15 protein-coding genes are annotated in these 17,270 nt (G+C 64.6%); 8 read left to right on the top strand and 7 right to left on the bottom strand.

Annotated features, from left to right (window positions below; genetic code table 11):
* Window positions 1–76: 76 nt before the first annotated feature.
* Entirely contained in the window at window positions 77–625 is a 549-nt protein-coding gene (locus O7A05_RS03625; protein ID WP_224581251.1) for a histidine phosphatase family protein, read from the bottom strand.
* A gap of 162 nt (window positions 626–787) precedes the next feature.
* On the opposite strand from O7A05_RS03625, the gene O7A05_RS03620 reads away from it, so the two are divergent.
* The 3 genes from O7A05_RS03620 to O7A05_RS03610 all read left to right on the top strand — a co-directional run bounded on the left by O7A05_RS03620 (window position 788) and on the right by O7A05_RS03610 (window position 4,572).
* Window positions 788–1,738, top strand: coding sequence for an AEC family transporter (locus tag O7A05_RS03620; protein WP_337091587.1), 951 nt, complete (start codon window positions 788–790; stop codon window positions 1,736–1,738).
* Window positions 1,739–1,908: 170 nt separating this feature from the next.
* Complete coding sequence (locus O7A05_RS03615; protein WP_337091586.1) at window positions 1,909–3,366, top strand: NAD-dependent succinate-semialdehyde dehydrogenase; 1,458 nt, start codon at window positions 1,909–1,911, stop codon at window positions 3,364–3,366.
* Window positions 3,367–3,546: 180 nt separating this feature from the next.
* Complete coding sequence (locus tag O7A05_RS03610; RefSeq protein ID WP_337091585.1) at window positions 3,547–4,572, top strand: aldose epimerase family protein; 1,026 nt, start codon at window positions 3,547–3,549, stop codon at window positions 4,570–4,572.
* A gap of 47 nt (window positions 4,573–4,619) precedes the next feature.
* On the opposite strand, the gene O7A05_RS03605 is transcribed toward O7A05_RS03610, so the two are convergent.
* On the bottom strand, window positions 4,620–5,537 hold the full coding sequence (locus tag O7A05_RS03605) for a sugar kinase (protein ID WP_337091584.1): 918 nt from the start codon (window positions 5,535–5,537) through the stop codon (window positions 4,620–4,622).
* 157 nt (window positions 5,538–5,694) lie between these two features.
* Between O7A05_RS03605 and O7A05_RS03600 the strand changes: the two genes are divergently transcribed.
* Together O7A05_RS03600 and O7A05_RS03595 are read left to right on the top strand one after the other, a co-directional pair.
* Window positions 5,695–6,138, top strand: a complete 444-nt coding sequence (locus O7A05_RS03600; RefSeq protein ID WP_337091583.1) for a FixH family protein — start codon at window positions 5,695–5,697, stop codon at window positions 6,136–6,138.
* Window positions 6,139–6,145: 7 nt separating this feature from the next.
* On the top strand, window positions 6,146–7,354 hold the full coding sequence (locus tag O7A05_RS03595) for a cytochrome-c peroxidase (RefSeq protein WP_337091582.1): 1,209 nt from the start codon (window positions 6,146–6,148) through the stop codon (window positions 7,352–7,354).
* Here the strand turns inward: O7A05_RS03595 and O7A05_RS03590 are convergent.
* Entirely contained in the window at window positions 7,351–7,803 is a 453-nt protein-coding gene (locus O7A05_RS03590; protein WP_126060325.1) for an Lrp/AsnC family transcriptional regulator, read from the bottom strand. The two genes, O7A05_RS03595 and O7A05_RS03590, sit on opposite strands and share 4 nt — an antisense overlap.
* A 164-nt stretch (window positions 7,804–7,967) precedes the next feature.
* On the opposite strand from O7A05_RS03590, the gene putA reads away from it, so the two are divergent.
* Window positions 7,968–11,576 (top strand): bifunctional proline dehydrogenase/L-glutamate gamma-semialdehyde dehydrogenase PutA, encoded by a 3,609-nt coding sequence (gene putA, locus O7A05_RS03585; RefSeq protein WP_337091580.1) that lies wholly within the window; start codon window positions 7,968–7,970, stop codon window positions 11,574–11,576.
* A gap of 36 nt (window positions 11,577–11,612) precedes the next feature.
* Here putA and O7A05_RS03580 read toward each other — a convergent pair whose 3' ends face one another.
* The 4 genes from O7A05_RS03580 to O7A05_RS03565 form a co-directional block, all read right to left on the bottom strand.
* Window positions 11,613–11,927: an antibiotic biosynthesis monooxygenase family protein gene (locus O7A05_RS03580; RefSeq protein ID WP_128258047.1), complete on the bottom strand. Its 315-nt coding sequence runs from the start codon at window positions 11,925–11,927 to the stop codon at window positions 11,613–11,615.
* Window positions 11,928–11,991: 64 nt separating this feature from the next.
* Entirely contained in the window at window positions 11,992–12,990 is a 999-nt protein-coding gene (locus O7A05_RS03575; RefSeq protein ID WP_337091578.1) for an energy transducer TonB family protein, read from the bottom strand.
* 96 nt (window positions 12,991–13,086) lie between these two features.
* Window positions 13,087–13,521 (bottom strand): hypothetical protein, encoded by a 435-nt coding sequence (locus O7A05_RS03570; RefSeq protein WP_337091577.1) that lies wholly within the window; start codon window positions 13,519–13,521, stop codon window positions 13,087–13,089.
* A gap of 7 nt (window positions 13,522–13,528) precedes the next feature.
* The gene (locus O7A05_RS03565) at window positions 13,529–15,745 is read right to left on the bottom strand and encodes a TonB-dependent hemoglobin/transferrin/lactoferrin family receptor (RefSeq protein ID WP_415926949.1); all 2,217 of its coding nucleotides are present in this window, start codon (window positions 15,743–15,745) and stop codon (window positions 13,529–13,531) included.
* 198 nt (window positions 15,746–15,943) lie between these two features.
* Between O7A05_RS03565 and hemP the strand changes: the two genes are divergently transcribed.
* Together hemP and O7A05_RS03555 are read left to right on the top strand one after the other, a co-directional pair.
* Window positions 15,944–16,150, top strand: a complete 207-nt coding sequence (hemP, locus tag O7A05_RS03560; RefSeq protein WP_040981784.1) for a hemin uptake protein HemP — start codon at window positions 15,944–15,946, stop codon at window positions 16,148–16,150.
* A 52-nt stretch (window positions 16,151–16,202) separates the two neighbouring features.
* The gene (locus O7A05_RS03555; protein ID WP_337091573.1) at window positions 16,203–17,264 is read left to right on the top strand and encodes a hemin-degrading factor; all 1,062 of its coding nucleotides are present in this window, start codon (window positions 16,203–16,205) and stop codon (window positions 17,262–17,264) included.
* Window positions 17,265–17,270: the final 6 nt, after the last annotated feature.

Genomic DNA, 17,270 nt, shown 5'->3' with positions numbered 1-17,270 from the left:
TCGCAAGCGGCATTCTCGCGGCGAATTTGCGGCTTCTCCCGGGAGTTGCATTTCGGCAACACCGGTTGGCGCCGCCTTAGAACGTGACCCGTCCAAGCACCTTGAGGCCATCACCATCCGGCGCCACCACCACGGCTTCGCCCTCGCGTGGCGCGACGCCGGTGAGCGCCTCGATGTTTTCCACATGCGTTACCAGGACCAGATTGTCGGAGCCGGAATAGCCGCGGATCTCCTTGATGATCGCGGCCATTTGCGCGGCCTTTTCGGCCGGGTCGGTTTTGAGCAGGTCGAGCGGCGCGAAGGGCTGCGGCTCGGATTCAAAAGCGATGCGGGCGGTGTCCAGGCAGCGGCAGTAGCGGCTGGAGAGCACATGATCGATCGGCGCCGCGCGCGCCGCGAACAGCGCGCCGATGCGGCTTGCCTGCTGCTTGCCGCGCTCGGACAGATTGAGCTGCGTGGCGCAATTGCCAATGTCGAAATTGGCGGGGTCCGTCGCCCCGGTCACGAAGGCGTGGCGAAGCAGCACGACATGGCCGCCGTCGCGCAGCAGCGCCCAGCCGGCATCGGTCGCGTGGGCAAGGCTCGGAACAGCTAGGAGAAAAAGCACCAGAACAAGTCGAAGCATCGGAAGTCCTATGGCGGCCCGGGCGAACCAAGGTCGTGATTGGCATATAGGGACCGCAAAGCCGTCCGGAAAACAAGCAGAGGCGCCGGAGATCGGCCCGCCGCGCCGATTGCGCCGCGGTCAGGGCTCGCCTATCACGGGAAAAATGTCTCCGCCCGCAAAATGACTCCACTCACCGAAACCGTCCTCTTCGTCTTCAGCCTTGTGGCGCTCGGCTATATTGCCGGGCTCACTAACTATTTGAAGCCGGTGAGCGGGGAGGGCATTTCCGAATTCGCCGTCAACGTGGCGATGCCGCTGCTGCTCTTCCAGACCATGGTCAAATCGGATTTCCACGGCGTCACGCCTTGGTCGCTGTGGGGCGCGTATTTCGCGGCCGCGGCCATCACCTGGGCCGTGGGCCATCTGGTGGTGACGCGGCTGTTCGGGCGAGATGCCCGCGCCGGCATCGTCGGCGGCGTATCCTCGGCCTATTCCAATGTCGTGCTGCTCGGCGCGCCCTTCATCCTGGGCATATTCGGCGCCAGCGGCTTCGAAGTGCTGTCGCTGCTGGTCTCGGTCCACCTGCCGATCATGATGATGGCCTCGATCGTGCTGTTCGAGATGTTCGGGCGCGGCAGCGGCGAGACGGTGCATCCTCTGCGCGTCGTCAAAAGCTTCCTCCGGCGCCTGTTCATCAATCCGCTGATCATCGGCATTCTGGCGGGGCTCGCCTGGCGCCTCACCGGCGCACCGATGCCGAACCTGGTCGAGCGGCTGGTCGACACGCTTGCCGACACGGCCGGTCCGGTGGCGCTGTTCGCCATGGGGCTCAGCCTGCGCCGCTTCGGCATCTCCGGGAATATCAGGCCGGCGCTGGCGCTGTCGGTGCTGAAACTGTTCCTGATGCCGGCGCTGGTTCTGGCCTTCGTCTGGCTTCTCGGTCTGCCGCCGCTGACGGCCAAGGTCGCGGTGGTGGTTGCGGCACTGCCTTCAGGCATCAACTCCTATCTGATCGCCGTCCAGTTCAACACCGGCCAGGCGCTGGCCTCGAACCAGATGACGCTTGCCACCGCAAGCGCGGTGGTGACCACGTCGTTCTGGCTGACGGTGGTCATTCACATATTCGGATAGAGCCGCTGAACGCGGCTCGCTTTTGCTGGCCCAACCCCTATATGCCATCTTGTGATTGCTTGCCCGCTTTTCCCTAGGTAAGAGCAATGCGCCCGCGTGCGGCTCTTGAAGCACGCTTCAACGGATATCCAGAAAAACGGCCGATCAGCGCGCCGAACGGAGGCCAGACCATGCTTCAGAAAACCAGCCATTTCATGCGCCAGGCCAATCTCATCAATGGTGAATGGGTTCAGGCCGACAGCGGCCAGACCATCGACGTCAACAATCCGGCGACGGGCCTGAAGATCGGCACCGTGCCGAAGTCCGGCAAGGCCGAGACCCGCCGCGCCATCGAGGCCGCGGATGAAGCCTTCAAGAGCTGGCGCAAGACCACCGCGCTCGAGCGCTCGAAGCTCCTGCGCAAGCTGCATGACGCGATGATGGACAATCAGGACGTGCTCGCCGAATTGCTGACCATCGAGCAGGGCAAGTCGCTCACCGAATCCAAGGGCGAGATCGGCTCGGCCGCCAGCTATATCCTCTGGTTCGCCGAGGAAGGCCGCCGCGTCTATGGCGACATCGTTCCGTCGCCATGGGGTGACCGCCGCATCCTGGTGACCAAGGAGCCGGTCGGCGTCATCGCCGCCATCACGCCGTGGAATTTCCCGTCCTCGATGCTTGCCCGCAAGATTGGTCCGGCTTTGGCCGCCGGCTGCACCGCGGTGGTCAAGCCGGCCTCGCAGACGCCCTATTCGGGCCTCGCCTGGGGCGCGCTCGTCGAGGAAGTCGGCTTCCCGAAAGGCGTCGTCAATGTCGTCACCGGTTCGGCGGGCGAGATCGGCGACGAGATCTGCGCCAATCCGCTGGTCAAGAAGATCACCTTTACCGGCTCGACGGAGGTCGGCAAGATCCTGATCCAGAAGTCGGCCTCGACGGTGAAGAAAGTATCGATGGAGCTTGGCGGCAACGCGCCGTTCCTGGTCTTCGACGACGCCGATGTCGATCGCGCGGTTGCCGGCGCCATCACGGCCAAGTACCGCAATTCCGGCCAGACCTGCGTGTGCACCAACCGCTTCCTCGTGCAGGCCGGCATCTATGACAAATTCGTCGAGAAGCTCGCCGCCGCCAGCAACAACCTGAAGGTCGGCTCGGGCCTCGAGGAAGGCGTGCAGCAGGGGCCGCTGATCGACGAGAAGGCGGTCGAAAAGGTCGAAGAATTCATCGCCGACGCGACGTCGAAGGGCGGCAAGGTCGTCGCAGGCGGCAAACGCCATGCGCTGGGCGGCTCGTTCTTCCAACCGACGGTGATCTCCGGCGCCACACCGAACATGCGCTTCATGAAGGAAGAGATTTTTGGGCCTATCGCGCCGGTGTTCAAGTTCGAGACCGAGGAAGAGGCGGTCGCCTTGGCCAATGATACCGAGTTCGGTCTCGCTGCCTATTTCTATACCGGCGATCTCGGCCGCGCCTTCCGGGTGATGGAAGGCCTGAAATACGGCATGGTCGGCGTCAATGAAGGCCTGATCACCACGCCCGAGGCGCCGTTCGGCGGCGTCAAGGAATCCGGTCTTGGCCGTGAAGGCGGGCATCAAGGCATCGAGGACTATCTCGACACCAAATATGCCTGCTTCGGTGGCCTCGGACTCTGACATCGATCTCTGGAACAGGGCAGGCGCCAGCAGTCCACCGTTTCAGAAAAACGGTGGACTGCTCTATCGCCTTGTTTTGGCGCAAAACCGCTGCGCACTTTTCGTGGAATTGCTTTAGCCTGACCTTGCCGGATGATAGGCAGCCGGCCTAAATCCACGGATCGGAAATGACATTTGGGCATGGCGATGAAGGACGGCGAGGTCTTCGGCACGACGCAGGCGGGCGAGGCCGTGCGCCGGTTCACCATCCGTGGCGGCGGCATCACGGCCAACATCATCGGGCTCGGCGCCATCATCCAGGATCTCAGGCTGAGCGGCCATGACGCGCCCCTGGTGCTTGGCTACGACAGTTTCGAACCCTACGAGACCGACCGCGCCTTCTTCGGGGCGGTGGTCGGCCGCTTTGCCAACCGCATCGGTGGGGGCCGCTTCACGATCGCCGGCAACCGCTACCAGACCGAGCAGAATTTTCTCGGCAAGCACACGCTGCATGGCGGCTCGGAAGGCTATTTCCGCCGGCCATGGACCGTCTCGCTGCATGGCCGCGATTTTGTGACGCTGACGCTGCACGATCCGGACGGCGCCATGGGCTTTCCCGGCGCGCTCGACGTCACCTGCACCTACCGGCTGAAGATCCCGGGCACGCTCAGCATGGAACTGACCGCGACCTGCGAGGAGCCGACGCTGTGCAACCTCGCGCAGCACTCCTATTTCAATCTCGATGATGGCGGGGCCGGCGACATCCTCGACCACCGGCTGATGCTCAACGCCAGTGCCTACACGCCGGTCGATGACGAGATGATCCCGACCGGCTTGGTGAAGCCGGTCGACGGCACGCCTTTCGATTTCCGGCAGGCGCGGGCGCTGCGCATGGAAATAGAAGGCGAGCAGCTTCGCTATGACCTGAATTACTGCCTGGCCTCCAGCCGTGGTCCGCTGCACCAGGCTGCCTGGGTGCAAGGCGCCAATTCCGGCGTCGAGATGGAAGTGTGGACCACCGAACCGGGACTGCAGCTCTATAGCGGTCAGTTCGTCGCGCCGACGTCGCCAGGACTCGACGGCCGCCGCTACAAGGCGTTTTCAGGCCTCTGCCTCGAAGCGCAGACCTGGCCGGATGCGCCGAACCGGCCCTATTTCCCGCAGGCGACGCTGTGGCCGGGGCAGATCTATCATCAGGTGACGGAGTACCGGTTCCGTCTGCCTTAAGGTTTGACGGTATTGAAGTGATGGCCCGGCCTAAGCTTCGATGCTGTTTAACTATCGAATGCAGCTCTCAACGTCTCGAATGGAGCCAACGCGCCGCGAACCTGCACAACCGCGGCAGCGACTTTGTGCGCGCGGCGAGCGGCGGCGGCGGGCGCAAGGCCGGCGAGCCGCGCGGCGAGATAGCCGCCGTTGAAGGAATCGCCGGCGCCCGTCGTGTCGACAGGGGCGGCCACGTGCACGGCTTCAATGACTTGCGAAGCGCCGTTCAGCGCAATCAGGGCCGGCTGCTCGCCATTCTTGACCACGACCTCGCCGGTCAGCTTGCAAAGGCGTTCCGCCGTTGCCTGCGGCGTCGCGTCGCCGAATAGCATCTGCTCGTCCGGAAAAGTCGGAAGCGCGATGTCGGCCACGGCAAGCGCTTCCAGGATCGCGGCCTGGGCCGTCTCGCGGCTCGGCCACAGACGCGGGCGGTAGTTCGGGTCGAAGGCGACGAGCGAGCCGGCCTTGCGGGCCGCAACTATGGCCGTCAGCAAAGTTTTCCGCGCGGCCTCGTCCAGAATTGCCAGGGTGATTCCGGAAAAATAGACAAGCGCCTGATCTTCAAGGCTTTTTGCGAGTGCTGTCGGATCCGAGGCGAGCTGGCGCGCGGCCGCGTCGCTTCGCCAGTAGGTGAAGGCGCGCTCGGCCCCGGTGAGCGTTATGGCGTAAAGGCCGGGGCGCGCGCCGGCAATGACCGGGCTGTTGCCCACGCCTATGCCATTCTCGGCAAAGAAAGCGATCTGGTCGCGCGAGAATGGGTCGTCGCCGAAGGCCGTCACATAGGTCGCGGGCCGTTCCGGGCTCAAGGCGTGCAACGCCCAGAGCGTGTTGAAGGTGTCCCCGGCGAAGCCCAAGCGCCAGTCCGAACCACTCCGGCCCGACAGTTCCAGCATGCATTCGCCGATCGACGCGATACCATTGGCCATGCGAGCTTGTCCCTTCCTAAGATGTTGTTGCTGTAGCTTTTTGCGACCGGCAGCGCCATGCTTGGCTATCGGCGAATTTTGCGCCAGAAGCGATTTCCACAAGCGGGCCGGGACGCGGCAAGCGTCCCGCGACGTTAGCAGCCGAAGAGGAATGGGCTTGGCATCGATATGGCGTTACATCCTTGCGGGCCTCGGTCTGGCCGCTCTGCTGGTCGGCATCGTGGCCGCCGTCTATCTGACGTTGCCGCAATCGGCGCCGGGCCCGGACGTGTCGCGCTCGAAAAAGACGACGAACGGCCTGTTCGTCGCGAGCTTCGAGCCGGAGCGCGGCGTCGTCGGGCAGGGCGAGCTGCAGTCCTGGCTGCTGACGCTGAAGACCGCCGCCGGCGCGCCGGTGGAGGGCGCCGCCATCACCGTTTCCGGCGGCATGCCGCAGCACGATCATGGCCTGCCGACCAGTCCGCAGGCGACCGACTATCTGGGCCAGGGGCGCTATCGCATCGATGGCGTGAAGTTCACGATGAGCGGCTGGTGGCAGATGCATTTCGATATTTCGGCGGCGGCGGGTTCCGATTCCGTCGTCTTCAACGTCGTGTTGTGAGCGGGCGATGAGGCGGCTGATCAGCGTTGCGAGCCTGCTGGCTTTAGCCGCTCTCGCCTTGCTGGGCGGCTGCGGCGAGCCGCAATTCAGCGATGCCGAGAAGAAGACCATTGCGTCGCTGGCGCTGAACACGCTGCCTTCGCTCAAAGTCGACACCACCAATCAGTATGCGGATGTGCCAGCGGCCGCGGCGCTCGGCTCCACGCTGTTCTTCGATGGCGGCATGAGCCGCGACGGCACGGTGTCCTGCTCGACCTGCCACAAGATCGACCGCCAGTTCCAGGACGACCTGCCGCAGGCGGTCGGCATCGGCCACACCAACCGGCGCACGATCCCGTTGGCGGGCGTGGCGCGCAATCCGTGGTTCTTCTGGGACGGAAGGCGCGACAGCCTGTGGGCGCAGGCGCTGACGCCGCTTGAAAACCCGCTCGAGCAGGCCGGCAACCGGGCCGCCTTCGCGCATTACATCAAGAAGCGGTTCGGCGAGCGCTATGAGCGGATCTTCGGACCGCTGCCCGACCTTTCCACTGTGCCGGCCAATGCCAGCCCGCTCGGCAGCGATGCCGAAAAGGCGGCGTGGAACGCCATGCCCACCGGCCAGCAAGACGACGTCAACCGCGTCTTTGCCAATATCGGCAAGGCGATCGCCGCCTTCGAGCGCTCGATCGAGCCTGAGCAGACGCGCTTCGACCGCTTCGCCATCGATCTGGCCACCGGCGCCAAGCCGGAAGGGAATGCGGCGTTCTCGCCGGAAGAGATCCTCGGGCTGAAGCTGTTCATCGGCAAAGCCAATTGCGTGACCTGCCACAATGGCCCGCGCTTCACCGACAACTCCTTCCACAACACCGGCGTGCCTGCGATCGACGGCCTGCCGCCAGACCGCGGGCGCGTCGATGCCGTGGCGCAGGTCGAGACCGATCCTTTCAACTGTCTCGGCAAGTTCCGCGACGGCGACGAAAGCGCCTGCCGCGAGCTGCGTTTCATGGTGAAGGACGGGCCGCAAATCATGCGCGCCTACAAGACTCCGTCGCTCAGGGGCGCCGCAAGTCGGCCGCCCTACATGCATGCCGGCCAGTTCGCGACGCTCGATGAGGTGGTGGGGCATTATTTGAAAGCACCGCCCAGCGTGGAAGGCGTCTCCGAAGTGCACCCGCTCGAGCTGTCCGAGCGCGAGCGGGCCGCGCTGGTGGCGTTCCTGAAGACGCTGTCTGATTAGCGGTCCTTCACCGTCTCCATCGCGACAAAGGTCGACGTCTGGGCGACATGGGGCAGGGCGGAGATGCGCTCGCCGAGCACGCGGCGATAGGCGGCGATGTCGGTGGTGCGGACCTTCAGCAGATAATCGAAGCTCGATGCCATCATGTGGCATTGCTCGATCTCCGGCACCCCCTGAACAGCGCGGTTGAAAGCGTCGAGCGCTGCCGAGCGCGTGTCCGACAGCTTCACCTGGACGAAGGCGACATGACCTTCGCCCATGCGCTCGCGATCGATGACCGCGCGGTAGCCTCTTATGTAGCCGTCCTTCTCCAGCCGCTTCACGCGCGCCTGCACCGGCGTCTTCGACAGGCCGACCTTCAAAGCCAGTTCAGACATCGAAAGCCGGCCATCGCGCCCGAGCGCGGACAGGATGTTGCGGTCAATGCGGTCCAATTGGTCTTCGATCATTGGAATCACGGTCGAAATGATGGGATTACTCCCTATATGATAGATCGATTGGTCTATCTTGTCGATTTCTTTGGACCGACTGGAAATCGCAGCTGTGCTAGCTTGCGCCATTCGGTCCGGCGGCCGCCAGACCGTTCGCTCACGCTCGCTTTCATGGACCCGACATGCCGCTCGACGCCATCCGCCAGCAGATCCGCGCCAATTATTTACCCGACGAAGACGAGGCGATGAAGCGCCTGTCGGCGACGGCGGGGCTTTCGGCGCAGGAGCGCAAGGCGATCTCGGCGCGCGCGGCCGATCTGGTGCGGGCGGTGCGCGGCTCGACCGATCCGAGGCTGATGGAGGTCTTCCTCTCTGCCTACGGCCTGTCGACCAAGGAAGGCGTGGCGCTGATGTGTCTGGCCGAAGCGCTGCTGCGCGTGCCCGATGCCGAGACGATGGATGATCTCATCGCCGACAAGATCGCGCCGCATGACTGGTCGGCGCATTCGGGTGGTTCGAGCTCGATCTTCGTCAACGCATCGACCTGGGCGCTGATGCTGACCGGCCGCGTGCTCGACGAAGGCGAGGGCGGCATCGAGGGTACGCTGCGCGCCATGGTGCGCAGGCTGGGCGAGCCGGTGATCCGCAAGGCGGTCGCCGCTGCGATGCGGGAGATGGGCGAGCAGTTCGTCCTTGGCCGCACCATCGCCGAGGCCGTCAAGCGCGGCCGGACGATGACGCAGAAGGGCTATCTCTATTCCTTCGACATGCTGGGCGAAGCGGCCCGCACCGAGGCCGACGCGCTGCGCTACCACCGCGCCTATGCTGATGCGATCTCCTCGCTCGATTCCGGGTCGAACGGTCCCGACATCCGTTACAATCACGGCATTTCGGTCAAGCTCTCGGCGCTGCATCCGCGCTACGAGGCGGCGCAGCGCGAGACCATGCTGCCGGTGATGGCCGAACGGCTTCTGTCGTTGGCGCTTGCCGCCCGGCATTCGCGCATGGGCCTCAACATCGACGCGGAGGAGGCGGACCGCCTCGACCTGTCGCTCGACGTCATCGAACGCGTGCTAGCCGAGCCGGAACTTGCCGGCTGGGACGGTTTCGGCGTCGTTGTCCAGGCCTACGGCCCGCGCGCGGCCTTCGTCATCGACTGGCTCTATGCGCTCGCCAGGAAGTACGACCGCAAAATTATGGTGCGGCTGGTGAAGGGCGCCTATTGGGACACGGAGATCAAGCGGGCGCAGACGCTTGGCTTGGCTGGTTATCCGGTCTTCACCCGGAAGGCCAATACTGATGTTTCGTATCTGGCCTGCGCGAAAAAGCTGCTGTCGATGACCGACCAGATCTATCCGCAGTTCGCCACGCATAACGCGCACACGGTTGCCGCCATCCTGTCGATGGCGACGGACCGCGACAGCTTCGAGTTCCAGCGCCTGCACGGCATGGGCGAGGCCCTGCACGAGACCGTGCGGCAGGCCGAAGGCACGCGCTGCCGCATCTATGCGCCGGTCGGCGCGCATTCCGACCTGCTTGCCTATCTGGTGCGCCGTCTGCTGGAAAACGGCGCCAACTCCTCCTTCGTCCACCAGTTGACCGACGAGGAAGTCGAGCCCGAGGAGATCGCGCGCGATCCGCTAGCGGTTGTCGAGACGCAGGGGCCGGCTGCCAATCCGGCGATCGCGCGCCCGGCCGCGATCTTCGGCGCCGGCCGGCGCAATTCCAAGGGCTTCGACATCACTGATCCGGTGACGCTCGCGGCCATCGACAAGGCGAGGGCGGAATTCGCCGGAACGGATCGCTGGCACGCCAAGCCGGTGACGCGTGCCGCCGGCTACGGCAAGCAGCGCCAGATCGTCAATCCGGCAAAGCCCGACGAGATCGTCGGCACCGTGCATGAGGCGGCGGCCAAGCAGGTGGCGACCGCCGTGCGCATCGCCGTCGACGCGCAACCCGCCTGGGCGAAGCGTCCGGCTGCCGAGCGCGCCGCGATCCTCAATCGCGCCGCCGACCTCTACGAGGCCAACGCCGCCGAGTTCTTCGCTCTCGCCACCCGCGAGGCCGGCAAGTCGCTGGCCGACGGGGTGGCCGAGGTGCGCGAGGCGGTCGACTTCCTGCGCTATTACGCCGCCGAGGCGGCCAATGCCGAAGCCGGCACCGAAGCGCGCGGCGCAATCGTTTGTATCTCGCCGTGGAATTTTCCGCTGGCGATCTTCACCGGCCAGATCGCGGCGGCTTTGGTCACCGGCAATTCGGTCATCGCCAAGCCGGCCGAGCAGACGCCGCTGATCGCTTTCCGCGCCGTGGAAATGCTGCGCGAGGCCGGCGTGCCGGAAGATGTCATCCAGCTTCTGCCGGGCGACGGCCCGACGGTCGGTGCGCCACTGACGGCCGATCCGCGCATTGCCGGCGTCTGCTTCACCGGCTCGACCGAGGTCGCCAAGCTGATCGAGAAGCAACTGGCCGAGACGGCCGCCCCCGACGCCATGCTGATCGCCGAGACCGGCGGCTTGAATGCGATGATCGTCGATTCCACGGCGCTGCCGGAACAGGCGGTGCGCGACATCCTCGCCTCCGCCTTCCAGAGCGCCGGCCAGCGCTGCTCGGCATTGCGCGTGCTCTATGTCCAGAAGGACGTCGAGAAGAAGATGCTGGAAATGCTGAAGGGCGCGATGGGAGCGCTCAATGTCGGCAATCCCTGGGCAATCTCGACCGATGTCGGCCCTGTCATCGACGACGAGGCGCAAGCGTCCATCAGCGATTATTGCAAGAAGAAGGGGCTGGAAGGCAGGCTGATCGCGAAATTGGAAGCGCCAGCAGCCGGCCGTTTCGTCGCCCCGCATGTATTCCGCGTCAAAGGCATAGAGGAGATGGAGCGCGAGGTGTTCGGCCCGGTGCTGCATGTCGCGACTTTCGATGCCGATGAGATCGATGCAGTGATCGCCGCCATCAACCGCAAGGGCTACGGCCTGACCTTCGGCCTGCACACCCGCATCGAAGGCCGCGTCCAGCATTTCGTCGATGGCATCCATGCCGGCAACATCTATGTCAATCGCAATCAGATCGGCGCCGTCGTCGGCTCGCAGCCCTTCGGCGGCGAGGGGCTTTCGGGCACCGGCCCGAAGGCCGGCGGACCGCATTACCTGCGCCGCTTCCGCAAGGGGCCTGAGGCCGGCACCGAGCTTGGCGAGGGCCACAAGGTGACCGCGACCGAGCTTGCCGACAATCTGCCGGATCCGGCGCTGGGCGGCTGGTCGACGCGGCCGGATCGCGTTGCAATTCTGCGCAAGCATCTGCGCGGCAAGGGTGCGGCGGCGATCGCCGCAGCCGCCAGCCTCGATTTCGGCCAGGTCGATCTGCCGGGACCGACCGGCGAGGCCAACACGCTGTCGCTGGCACCGCGTGGCCGGGTGTTGTGCCTGGGCCCGGATGCCGAGACGCTGCTGGCCCAGACGATCCAGGCGCTTGCGGCCGGCAATGCGGTGCTTGCGGTGGCGCCGGGCGCGCCGGCTGCACTGTCGGCGTTGACCGGCAAGGGTCTGCCGCTCGCGGCGATCGACGGCCGGCCTGATCCGGTCGAGGCGCGTTCGCTGCGGGTCGATGTCGTCGCCTTCTCCGGCACGCCGGAGGCGGCGCGGATCGTGCGCAAGGTGATTGCCGAGCGCGCCGGGCCGATCGTGCCGCTGGTCAGCGAAGTGCTCAATCCGGTGGCCTACGCCCATGAGCGCGCGGTCTGCGTCGACACGACCGCGGCGGGCGGGAACGCCAGCCTGCTGGCGGCAGCATAGTCAGCTCGAGACGAGCCCTTTTGGCGGAGGCGCGTTTCAGGCGCCTTCGACGACGGAGAATCCTTCGAACTGCGGATGGCCGAGATAGTGCACCTTCGAGCCGCCGGCGTTGCGATGGGCGGCGCGGAAGTTTTCCGATTTCGTCCAGGCGACGAAATCCTCCTGGCTTGCCCAGACCGTGTGCGAGGCAAACAGCGTATAGCCTTCGGTCTCGTTGACCGGACCGCGCAGCAGGTGGAATTCCTTGAAACCCTTCATTTCGGAGAGGCTGGAATCGCGGTTCTTCCAGACGTCCTCAAAGGCTTCTTCAGAGCCGTTCTGGACCTTGAAGCGGTTCATGGCGATGTACATTGGGTTCCTTTCGAATGGACGAATTCCGGCGTTTGAGGACGGTTCTATTTGCTTGGCGCAGGCCTCAAAACGGGCCGACCCGCGCCCTGAACACCCAACTTGACCTTCCGGTCTCGGGTGGGATGGGAGGGAAGGGAGCTTGCTGGCGCACCAGCTTCAAGGCGAATTGATCGAGGTCGTCGGAGCCTGAACTTTCGGCGAGCTGCAGGTCGCTGACGCTGCCGTCAGCCGCGACGACGAAAACCACCCTGGCATTGTTGCGAGCCTTGGCCTGGATCGATTTCGAAACGCGACGGTTGGCGCGGGCAAGCTTCTTCTGGATTTCACCGCTGTAGCGGGATTCGATCGCATTGCCGGTCGCGGCTTGCTTTCCGCCCTTGCTGGCAATCTTCGCAAAGTCAGCCTCATCGCCATCGGTGATTGCGCCAAGCGCCGCGATCGGCCGTGGCGATCCGGTGGCTGGACTCGGCTTTGCGCTCGGGATCGGTGGCTGGGCGGCTTCGGCGGGAGGCGCTTCGGCGCTTGGCGCCGGATTTGCAGGCGCTGCGGTATCACTGCTCGCGGCGACGGTCTGATCGTCCGGGCGCGGGGAGTCCGCCTCCAGTATTTTGGGAGCGGCGGGCGGCTGCCTGACGGCTTCCTGCGCCGCTTGCGACGTCGGCTGGTCCGCTGCGGATTGAGCCGCCTGGGCTGGCGCTACGGGCTTAGCAGTTTCGGGTTCGGGCGGCCGCGGATCCGGAACCAGGGTGACATCCACCGCGCCGGAAGGCTGGTTGTCGAGGACGCTGCCGGCCACTTCGGCGCCCGACCGATCGGAGCCCTGCGCCTGGATCGCATCCGTGGAGTCGAGCATGCCGGCGGGCGCGATGAAAAACGCCGCCGCGGCGGCGGCATGGAGCAAGCCGGAGGCGATGATCGCCACCGGCCATTTGCGGTCTTGCGCCGACTGCCGACCCCGCGCGAGCGGATCGGCCTGCGGGATCGTCGGGTCGCTGTCGGCGTCTGGGAGGGAGTTGATGTCCTGCATGGCTCGCGAGGAGACCTGCGGCAAGCGACCCGACATTGTCAAATCAACATCGATTGCCGCAAGCATCGCCAAGCCTATACCGGCCGGGGCCTGTGCAAAGGCGTTGCGTGCCCGCTCCAAGCACACCGCTTGTCAGACCCCGAAAGCGACGGCGGTTTTGGTCGAGGTCTTCAGCGCGCGCATGCAGGCCGCCGGCTCGATGCCGGCGCATTCGGTCGCGCTGTTGATCAGCACGCGGCTCAGCTTGCCGCAGTTGGCGCCGGCGAGGTCGAAGCGCGTGACCTTGGTCTTGCCGGCCGGCAGGTCCTTGAAATCGAGCACGGTGAGGCGGTCGACGACGCCGGCCTCGTTGAACAGCGCGATCTCGAAAGCCGCCTTGGACAGATCGGCGCCGAGCGCATTGTTGACGACGAAAGTCAGCCGGCAGCCTTTTTCCGAAGGCTGCGCGGTGTTGAGCTCGAGGCTGAGTGCCGGAGCCGGCGCGGACTGGGCCCACGTCGGCACCGCTGCAAGCGACATCGCAAACGCCGAGGTCAGCAGACGAAGGGATGCCGTCAAGCGTTTCATGCCTAGCTCAGCCGCCAAAGCGCATGGTTGCCGCCAGCTTCAGCGTGACGCCGGGCTCGTAGAGGACGGCGGTCGTGCTTCCGTTGAGCGGGTTGGTGTATTTGACGTCGAACAGATTGTCGGCGCGGAAGTCGAGCTTGAGATTATCAGTCGCCTGGTAGCTGGCGAAGGCGTTGACCAGCGTGAAGTCCTTGGCCACCGGATTGCCCTTGGGCTTGCCGTTGTACTGCACTTCGCCGCCGACGGTCAGCTTGTCCTCAAGGAAGCGCAGGCCGAGCTGGGCCGTCACCTGCGAGGAGGGGATGGTGGCCAGGTCAGCGCGCTCACCTTCATAGGAGATGGTGTGGCCGTCGACGATGGAGGCCGACAGGCCGGCATAGCCCCAGCCGGCGTCGTAGACGCTTTCCAGTTCGAAGCCATTGATCTTGGCCTTGGCGAAGTTCTGGTACTGGAAGCAGATCGGAATGCCCGGGCCGAACGGGCAGCCGCTGGTCGGATCGAACGGCGAGAGCGTCACGCCTTCGATGTAATCGTCGACGTTATTGTGGAAGTAGGCTGCCTTGAGCCGCAGCGCGTCGCCGCCCTCGATGATGTCGTTCTGCTTGTAGTTGACGCCGGACTCGACGGTTTTCCCCGTCTCGGGCTTCAGGTTCGGGTTGGGCAGGAACGGGAAGCTGACGCCGGCCGGATGGTTGCCGCTGATCAGCGTCTCGGTCAGCGAGGGCGAGCGATAACCTTCCGCATAGGTGCCGTAGAATTGCAGGCCGGCCAGGCCGGCGCTTTCGAAGGGCGAGACGCCGACGGTGATGCGCGGCGAAACCCTATCGCCGGACGTCTCGTTCGTGTCGTCCTTCAGGCTGTAATTGTCGTAGCGCAGGCCGCCAATGACCTCGAGCCACTCCCAGGTCAGCTTGTCCTGGATGTAGGCGCCGGAGACGTTGCGCTTGCCCGATGGCGTATAGAAGCTGTCGCCACCGGCGCTGCCGCCGGTCTCGACATCGTCGCCGACCCAGTCACCTCCATAGGTCAGTTCGTGGGCGACGCTCGCCGTCTCGAAGCGCGACGTGTTCCATATGTCGATGCCGGTGGTGCCGACATCGAAGGTCGACAGCGAGCCGGCCGGCAGCAGCACGGGCAGGCCGGTGGTCGGATCGAAGCGGTTCTGCGCGGTAAGCGTCGTCAGGTCGAGAAGGGTCCTGTTGTAGGAGGTGTTGATGTGGAGATCGAGCCAGCTCTTGGCGTCGTCAGTGATGTTGTAGCGTGCGGTGAAAGTGTTCGACTTCAAATCGACGTCGTTCGCCGGCACGCCGCCGCTGGTTTCCGTCCATCCGTCCTTCGAGCCGACCCAGCCGAGCTTCAGTTCGCTGTTCTCGGTCGGGCGTATCGTGGTCTTGAGCAGACCGCTCAGCACGTCGAAACCGGTGCCGGCAACGGTGTCGCCGCCACCGTTCTTGTAGTCGCCGTAGTCGCGGTAGACGATGTTGCCGAGAACGTCCCAGTTCTCGTTGATCCGGTAAGCGCCGGTGGCGCTGGTGGTCCAGCCCTTGCCGTTGCTTTCATAGCGCCCGGTCAGCGAGCCGGCCCATGTCTCCCCCGGCTTGAGGAAATCCGCCGCTTCCTTGGTGTCGAAGAAGACGACGCCGCCGATGGCGCCGGAGCCGTAGGTGTTGGCGGTCGGGCCGCGGATGACGTCGACGGATTTGATCAGCTCGGGATCGACATAGAAGGTCGATTGCGTGCCGTGGTCGGAGCGCTGGAAGTCCTGCCTTGCGCCGTCGACGATGACCGCGACGCGGCCGAAATCCTGCAGGCCGCGGATGTTGATGCTCGAAGAGATGCGCCGCGCGTCGGCCTGGACGGTGACACCGGGTACGCCGAGCAGCATCTCGTTCGGCGTCGTCGCCATGCGGCGGTCGAGCTGCTCCTGGTCGACATGACTGGCCGAGGCAAGCGACTGGATCGCGGTTTCGCCCGTGCGGCTGATGACGAGAATCTTGTCGAGCAGGGTTGCTTCGGCCGCGGCCTGCTCGTCGGCTTTCTTTTTCTGATCGGCCTGCTGCTGGGTGGCCGGCTGCGCGGCTTGCTGCGCTTGCGCGGCGGGCGCGCTGAGCGCGATCGCCGCCGCTCCGGCCATCAATGCGGCGATTGTCTGTGCCATCGATCGGAAGCCCGGCCCCGCGCTATCGCCAGCCAGGCCCGTTCGTCCCCAAGTCACCAACTCCATGCCCCAACTCCAGATTTTCAGGCTCGCAGCTGGCTGGCCGTTGGCTCGCTCGCATTTTTAATCACATCCGGCGTCTTAAATGTTGACTCATTTAGTCCGGTAATGCACTGACTAGTAAACATGACTATTATAGTCAAGAATTGAATCGGCATTTTATGAGGCTGCGGCCAAGGTGGCCGGAGAGGAAAGGGACAACCGATGAACACCCACAATCCCAACGATTTCCGCTATCGCGTTCGCCGTCCGGAAGACACGCAGATGCGTTACGAACGTGTGCCGTTGGCGGTGAGGACGCTCTCCAGCAACACGCTTTTCCAGGGCGAGCACGAGATCGGCATCGAGCATCATGGTGCCCTCTACCGCCTGAAGATCACCCGTCAGGGCAAGCTGATCCTCAACAAGTGACTGCAATCGCGGGCGGTAGACGGGCAGACATCAGGCAATGCAGGTGAACGATATGGACCAGCGCGTTAAGCCGTCGCCGGAGGAAATCCGGCGGGCGCGAGAAGAAAATCCGAAAATGCGGGAGCGCGATCTCTCAGCGCAATTGGCTATTTCGGAAGCGGAGCTGGTCGCGGCGCATTGCGGCGTCGGCACTCTCCGTGTCGAGCCGCGTGTGAACGATCTTTTGACCGGCCTCGAGGCGGTCGGCGAGGTGATGGCGCTGACGCGCAATGAAAGCGCCGTGCACGAAAAGATCGGCGTCTACGACAAGGTCGTGACCGGCAACCACAACGCCATGGTGCTTGGCGAAAACATCGACCTGCGCATCTTCCCGAAAGTCTGGGCGCATGGCTTTGCCGTCGAAAAGCGCGACGGCGACGAAATCCGCCGCAGCCTGCAGTTCTTCGACGCAGCCGGCGAGGCGGTCCACAAGGTACATCTAAGGCCCGCATCCAACCTCTATGCCTACCAGAAACTGGTGGCGAGCCTCGAATCGTCGAACCAGGAACCGACCGTCGCGATCCTCCAAAGCGGAACGGAAAGGGAGGATGAGACGCAGGGTCGGGGTGCCTCGATCGACGATCTGCGCGACCGCTGGAGCCGGCTCACCGACGTGCATCAGTTCTTCGGGATGGTGAAGACGCTGAAGCTCAGCCGCCGCGAGGCGGTGCGCATGGTGGGCCAGGACTATGCCTGGCTGCTCGACAAGGACGCGGTCAGCGCCATGTTCCACCACGCTGCGGCAGGCGAGATGCCGATCATGTGCTTCGTGGGCAATCGCGGCTGCATTCAGATCCATTCCGGCCCGATCAAATCGGTCAAGACGATGGGCCCGTGGATCAACGTGGTCGATGAGACCTTCCACCTGCATCTGAGGGCCGACCACATCCACGAGGTCTGGGCGGTGCGCAAGCCCACCAAGGACGGCCATGTCACCTCGCTGGAGGCATATGACGCCAATGGCGGCATGATCATTCAGTTCTTCGGCAAGCGCCATGAGCGCGAAGGCGAGCGGGAAGATTGGCGCTTTCTCGCCGAGAACCTGCCCCGCATTCCCAATCCGACCGCGGCATGAGGTGGC

Origin of the sequence: Mesorhizobium argentiipisi (SeqCode), from assembly GCF_037179585.1 — a bacterium.
GTDB classification, from domain to species: Bacteria; Pseudomonadota; Alphaproteobacteria; order Rhizobiales; family Rhizobiaceae; genus Mesorhizobium; species Mesorhizobium argentiipisi.
Note: the sequence above shows the minus strand (reverse complement) of the source record. Positions and strands in the feature narration are given on the sequence as shown.